Raw genomic sequence first — 5994 nt, 5'->3', positions numbered from 1 at the left:
CTCTTTAAGCCATCTTAAATGACTCTGAGGTGTCTGTTAAACCCGTGGCGATTCATCTTGCTCTTTAGCTGCACTTATCCGACTCCATGTATCGCGCTGCTCATACACGTTGACGGATGTTCCTCTTTTCAATGTATCGACTGCGTTTCCTTTCGGGGAACTACGCACCTTTAAAGCGTCAGCATTCACATAGCGGTGCTCGGGTTGTTCAGATCCAGTGATGTCCGGTATTCGCTGAGCTGCCGAAAGTGAACTTGATGTAGATGTGTTTGAATTTTGAACTCTATTTTCGGTAGCTGGTGTTTTATCATTTTTGGCAAAGAGCCAGATAAAAAATAAAATAATAACTAACCCAATTGTTTTATTCTTCATAGTCGCCTGAATACGTATCATGATATGTAGGAAATCATAGCGTATTCAATGTGCTGATAATTGTGTTCTAACTCATAGTACTGGAAATAAGTGGTAAATATCTCAGTGCCAAACAACCATAAATACCGTTTTCCCTAAATAAGCAGCAAACAAAAAGGCGCCTCTCAGCGCCTAATCTCACCCCTTCAACCCCGATTCCCTTTCCCCCCAATCACCCCAATAAACTCCCTAACCTGCCTCCGCTTCCGCACCGACAATTTCCCCACCACCCGCGCCGTCTCCAGCACCTCGTCAGCTTCTGCTTCCACCGCCGTCAGCACCATACACCCCTTCATCACCCGCACCTCAACCTTCGTGCCGGTGGCAAATCCCGCCGCTTCCAGCCATTGCCCCTTCAACATCACCGCCGGAACGCGATGGTAATCCGGAGCGCGGCTCGCATAACTCACGGTTAAATTCCGCTTATTTCCATCCGCTACTTCTGGTTCAAACGAATCTGCAATACAATCGACGTTAGTCATGGTTACTATTCCTTTTAAATAGTAATTGTGATTAGTGATGCGGGCGTGTTGGCGCACACCCGCATCGCGCAAAATAACACCTGTAAATATAGCCAGTAACACGAACGAAATCCATCTTAAAATAAAACATAATAAACGTCATTAGATATAAATCTGGAAGCGATAATTATCGGCATCTATTAAAAGCAGCATCCATATTAATAATTAAAATATATTTCTGAGTGCAGTCAGAATAAATACGCCCTATCAGGCGAAGATGCCACCACCGTCCACAACCTCTCAAAACTTTACCCCCAACGCCCCCAAAATTTCTCTTTTATAACCAAACTCACATTTACCCCAAATCCTCCACGCCTCCCCTGAACAGGCAGTAACCAAGCTGAGATTAATCTTATAAGATGCGGATATCCCAATGCTTAATTGCCTTACACATGGAGTATGTGATGGTTCAGGATTCATCTACGTTAGCCACATTCTTTCCTTCTCACATCGCCAAAAACGCGCAATACAGCCCGGAATGGGGCAATCGCTACCGACAGCTTGTAGAACGCATTCAGGCTGAAATGCCCGACTTTTCTGCGGAGACCATTCGACAGATTTGGTACGAGCGCAGTAATGGCGTTTCCAGCCTCAAACAGGGGGGAATGTCCCTGGCTGAATTCAATTCAGCGCAAGAACCGCTGCTCGCGCTTACTCGTATGATCGCAGAAGGGTGCACGCCGGATAATTACGATCGGGTGATGAAGCGCCTTGCCAAACTGAAAACCGATGGGATATTGCACAAGGAGTATCGGGCGCTCTGCCATCGTGCCTTCGCCGCGATCTATCCGTCGCAAATTAGCAATGTCATCAACATCAGTAGCTTTTTCAGCAGCTACAACTACTGCAATAACCACTTCCAGCTTGGCCTTCCTGAGCAGCAAGACTGGTTCGCCCGCAACCTTGATCTTAAAAAAGCGCTGCATGCTGCCCTGGGCGATGACGTTGACCCTATCGAACTGAACATGTCCCTTTGGCATCTTTACGCGCAGGTTATTCAGAAGAAGAATGACATTGCATTAATCGGCAGTGAGACAGCCGCTCTTGAAGATGAACAGGATGAGGAGGTTGCCGCGCCGCTGCTGCCTAAAAACACGATCCTCTATGGTCCTCCGGGGACGGGCAAGACCTATCACACTATCGATCTGGCCGTACGCGCCTGTGAACCGGTTGAATATTCGCTGCAGGAAGGCAAAGAAGAGAACGAAAAACGCCGCGAGCTGAAAAAGATCTATGACAGGCTGATTGCCGAAAATCGCGTGCGGTTTATTACCTTCCACCAAAGCTTTGGCTATGAAGAGTTTATTGAAGGGCTGCGTGCTGAAACTACCGACGACGGTAATGTACGTTACGAAATTAAAGCCGGTATTTTTAAGCAGATTTGTGAAGATGCCGCTTTTGGCCATGCGAAGGCCCAGCAAACGCTGGATGAGGCGCTGACTCGTCTGCAGGAGCGTTTGGTGGGAGGCGAAAACATTACCCTTGAAACTCAGCAGGGTAAGGCTTTCCAGCTAACGTACAAGAGTCAAACTAACTTTGGCATCTTCCCGTCACAATCGAAAAAAGAGGATTTGGGGCAGGGATATAACGCCTACCTCAAGGATATTCGCCGCGTGTACCAGGACCCTCAGGCGAAAGTACACAATCCGTCCTATGTGCGCAGCATCCTTAATTATCTGATGAAGCAGGAAGGCTTTTCGCCGGATGCCCAGGAACCGGCCTCGACAAAGCGGCAGAACTACGTCCTGATTATTGATGAGATTAACCGTGGCAATATCTCGAAGATCTTCGGCGAACTGATCACCCTGATTGAGAGCTCTAAACGTGCCGGAGAGCCGGAAGCGCTGAGCGTGGTCCTGCCTTACTCTTCAACACGATTTAGCGTGCCAAACAATCTCTATCTGATAGGCACCATGAATACCGCCGACCGTTCGCTGACCGCGCTGGATACGGCCCTACGTCGCCGATTCGAGTTTAAAGCCATGCAGCCGGATATTAGCGTGCTGAAAGAGACCGTTATCAAAGGCATTGATTTACCGCGGCTGCTAAAGACATTGAACGACCGTATTGAAGTGCTATTTGACCGCGAACATACTCTGGGCCACGCCTTTTTCATCCCGGTGGTACAGGCTAAAGAAGATGAAGATGAAGATTTGGCCTTCGAAAGACTCAAACGGATCATGAGAAATAAAGTTCTGCCGTTGCTGGAGGAGTATTTCTACAACGACTGGCAAAAAATTAGCATGGTCCTGGGGGATAACCAGAAAACACCTCCGCTGCAATTTGTACGCGAAGTCAAAGACCGCAAGACGTTCACCACGCTGTTTGGTGTGAGCGGAACTGACGAGCTGCATGAGGTGGGGGCTAGCTACCATCTTGCACCTGAAGGCGATGAGCCTGATAACGTCTGGAACACCCCCGTCGCCTGGCAGCAGATATATGCGCCTCGCAGCGGTCAGCCGGAGGGCGGTGAATGACGCCACGCCAGGACTTTACCGTATTTGAATACGGGCACCTGGTCAGCGATAACGACAGCGGCCGCATAGCGCATGCGGTCGCGTTACCCGCCCACCTGTTTACCTGGCTCGAACAGCGCTGCCTGAAAGATGATGCCGATAATACGCATCGTCTGCTCACGCTGCGCAGTCGGGGAGGGGTGAAGACGCTGCAGGTACAAAACTATGCGGGCGTGATCGCCCTGCCGGGCAATGCGTTTATTGAGGTGCTGCCGAAAACCGGGAAACAAGAGCAGAAGATTGAAACGGCCCGCCAGCAGCTGTTGATGATGCTGCGAACGTTAAAATCCTTCCGCCATATTGCCACTTCCTCCTCCAGCGTCATGACGTCGAACATGCCGTTAATGGATGTGTTTATCCAACAATTTATCGATAGCGTACAGCTGATTGTGCGCCAGGGGCTGAAACGTGACTATTTGCGCCGGCAGGATAATTTACCCTGGATGAAAGGCAAACTCAGCGTTTCTGATCAGCTCACTAAAAACAGCGTGCGGCGAGATCGCTTTCACGTTGAATTTGATGAGTACAGCGCCGAGCGTCCGGAAAACCGTATTCTGAAAACGGCTATCGACAAAACCTACCGCCAAACCCGTCATCCCCAATTACTGAGGCAGCTTAGGCTCCTGCAAACGCACTTTGACGATATTCCGCCGGTTGGCGATGTTCAGGTGGCCTTTGACCAGGTCCATCTCGACCGGCATATGCACCATTATGAGCATGCGTTATCGTGGGCACGCCTGATTCTACTAGGCCAGAGCCCGCACTGTATGCAAGGGAGCGCAAATGCCATTTCGCTGCTATTCCCGATGGAAGCGGTATTTGAATCTTTTGTCACGGCGTGGATGCGCCATACCTACCAGGCGACATGGCATGTGGAGGCGCAGGTTAGCACGCACACGCTGGTGAGGAAAAACGGAGAAGGGCTATTCAAACTGCGGCCGGATATCTGCTTACGGCGCCGCGAGGTGGCTCAGGCGAAGACGATGATTTGCGATATCAAATGGAAGATGGCGGATAGCGGAAAAGCAAGCCTCGCGCAGTCGCAGAACGATCTCTACCAGATGCTGGCCTATGGCCTGAACTATCAGGAGGGAAGCGGCGACATGCTACTGATTTATCCGTCTCACGATGGTTTTCATCAGCCGTTACCTCATCCTTATGAGTTCAACCATCACCGGGAAAATGTGCTGCGTCTGTGGGTTGTCCCATTTGTGATTGGTGACAGCTTGCAACGTTCCGGTCTGCGTTTGCCCGAGGGAACGTCATTTACTGATTTGACGATAGAGCGGGCAGCGGCAGGAACGATGGGCGATAAACCGTAGGGCAGGGCATTGAGTGTCAGGCCAAACGCGATGCCCTGATGGCGGCACCTAATAGTTCAGGCTGACAAAATCGGCGAGCGGCACAATTTTCTCATGTGTAGGGTTGAAGCCGGCATCGTAGAAAAAGAGTTTGATTTGCGAAGGGTCATCAAAAACGCGCGGGCTTTTATGGCGGATGTTATAAGCAATCGTAAAGGCGATTCCGGCACGAACGCAGACCTTGTTGAGCAGACGGAAATTAGGGAAGTCTGCCGGGAAAGGTTTCCACCGCTCGAACCCATAATAGGAACGCTTAAGCTCAAGGATGGCGGTGATGCTTTGATTATCGAGCCGGATTAAATCGATATCACTGACGGTGATTCTCCCGAGCGATGCCCTTTGCCACTTATGGTAGGCGCTACTCTCTTTATCATTTATTGCTTTGGCAAATTGGTCGTTGTTGATGGGGACGCCGTGCTGTTTGAAGGTCTCTTTAAGCGCCTGAAGGCTAATGTCTCTGCTGGGCTGTGTCGTGCTATGCAGCCGCACCGTCTCAATAACCTGCGCACTGTCATCAAACTCGATATGCATTAGCGGCAGGCTAGCGAGGCTGGCGAGCGCGGTCACATAGCTCAGCACCCGATTATCCCGTCTCCACGATGCCCCTTGTGCAAATACCATTAGCTTGGGGTCAGAGTCGGAGTTCCCATAAACCAAAATCCAGGCATTGCCCACGGTCCAGCAATAATTCGGATTGTTTTGCAGGCTGTTATAGATGGCGTTTGAATTGTAGTAGCTCATAACCAATTCCTTTTCAACGTGATGGCGTAGGCAGTATAGCGCCGTCAGTACAAAAACGAAGCAACCAGGATTGGTATCTATCCAGACAACATGGGGGGAAGGGAGGGCGCGTATCTGTTCACACACGAGAACCTGTTCTCCTTCTATATATAGAGAAGAGAAAAACGTGCTCGGACGGTTGTGAGCCGTCTTTGGATATATATAGAAGAAAGAACATGGCTATTTTTGAGAGCGTGGGACGGTAAAACCAGGACTGAAGGCTTAGGCAAGCATACTCATGGACGATGTTTGTGGATAACTCTGTTGGTAAGTGGGTATAAGGCGGGGTTCTGCTGGGGATTGCAGCAGTCAGTCATTTTTCTGTAATTTAAGGGTTGCGGCCCTGAAGAAACTCCCTATAATGCGGCCCCACTGAGACGGAACAACGGCAAACAAGCCGCCGGG

5 protein-coding genes are annotated in these 5994 nt (G+C 50.1%); 2 read left to right on the top strand and 3 right to left on the bottom strand.

Annotation, left to right across the window (positions count from 1 at the left end; genetic code table 11):
• Window positions 1-36 precede the first annotated feature (36 nt).
• Window positions 37-372, bottom strand: coding sequence for a hypothetical protein (locus tag V6944_RS23155; protein ID WP_333500663.1), 336 nt, complete (start codon window positions 370-372; stop codon window positions 37-39).
• A 185-nt stretch (window positions 373-557) separates the two neighbouring features.
• Window positions 558-893, bottom strand: a complete 336-nt coding sequence (symE, locus tag V6944_RS23150; RefSeq protein ID WP_333500662.1) for an endoribonuclease SymE — start codon at window positions 891-893, stop codon at window positions 558-560.
• A 443-nt stretch (window positions 894-1336) separates the two neighbouring features.
• On the opposite strand from symE, the gene V6944_RS23145 reads away from it, so the two are divergent.
• Together V6944_RS23145 and V6944_RS23140 are read left to right on the top strand one after the other, a co-directional pair.
• Entirely contained in the window at window positions 1337-3409 is a 2073-nt protein-coding gene (locus V6944_RS23145) for an McrB family protein (protein WP_333500661.1), read from the top strand.
• The gene (locus V6944_RS23140) at window positions 3406-4770 is read left to right on the top strand and encodes an McrC family protein (RefSeq protein ID WP_333500660.1); all 1365 of its coding nucleotides are present in this window, start codon (window positions 3406-3408) and stop codon (window positions 4768-4770) included. Before V6944_RS23145 ends, V6944_RS23140 begins: the two co-directional genes overlap by 4 nt.
• Before the next feature lie 48 nt (window positions 4771-4818).
• On the opposite strand, the gene V6944_RS23135 is transcribed toward V6944_RS23140, so the two are convergent.
• The gene (locus V6944_RS23135; protein WP_333500659.1) at window positions 4819-5550 is read right to left on the bottom strand and encodes a hypothetical protein; all 732 of its coding nucleotides are present in this window, start codon (window positions 5548-5550) and stop codon (window positions 4819-4821) included.
• Window positions 5551-5994 lie beyond the last annotated feature (444 nt).

It is taken from the genome of Kluyvera sp. CHPC 1.2972, from assembly GCF_036759925.1.
GTDB lineage: Bacteria > Pseudomonadota > Gammaproteobacteria > Enterobacterales > Enterobacteriaceae > Kluyvera.
The sequence above is the reverse complement of the archived record's forward strand: the minus strand, read 5'-3'. Positions and strand labels throughout refer to the sequence as shown.

What these genes read in the sequence shown, in the direction of transcription:
- V6944_RS23145 (WP_333500661.1), top strand. Translation starts at nt 1,337, where the DNA reads ATGGTTCAGGATTCATCTACGTTAGCCACATTCTTTCCTTCTCACATC.
- V6944_RS23135 (WP_333500659.1), bottom strand. Translation starts at nt 5,550, where the DNA reads ATGAGCTACTACAATTCAAACGCCATCTATAACAGCCTGCAAAACAAT.
- V6944_RS23140 (WP_333500660.1), top strand. Translation starts at nt 3,406, where the DNA reads ATGACGCCACGCCAGGACTTTACCGTATTTGAATACGGGCACCTGGTC.
- symE (WP_333500662.1), bottom strand. Translation starts at nt 893, where the DNA reads ATGACTAACGTCGATTGTATTGCAGATTCGTTTGAACCAGAAGTAGCG.
- V6944_RS23155 (WP_333500663.1), bottom strand. Translation starts at nt 372, where the DNA reads ATGAAGAATAAAACAATTGGGTTAGTTATTATTTTATTTTTTATCTGG.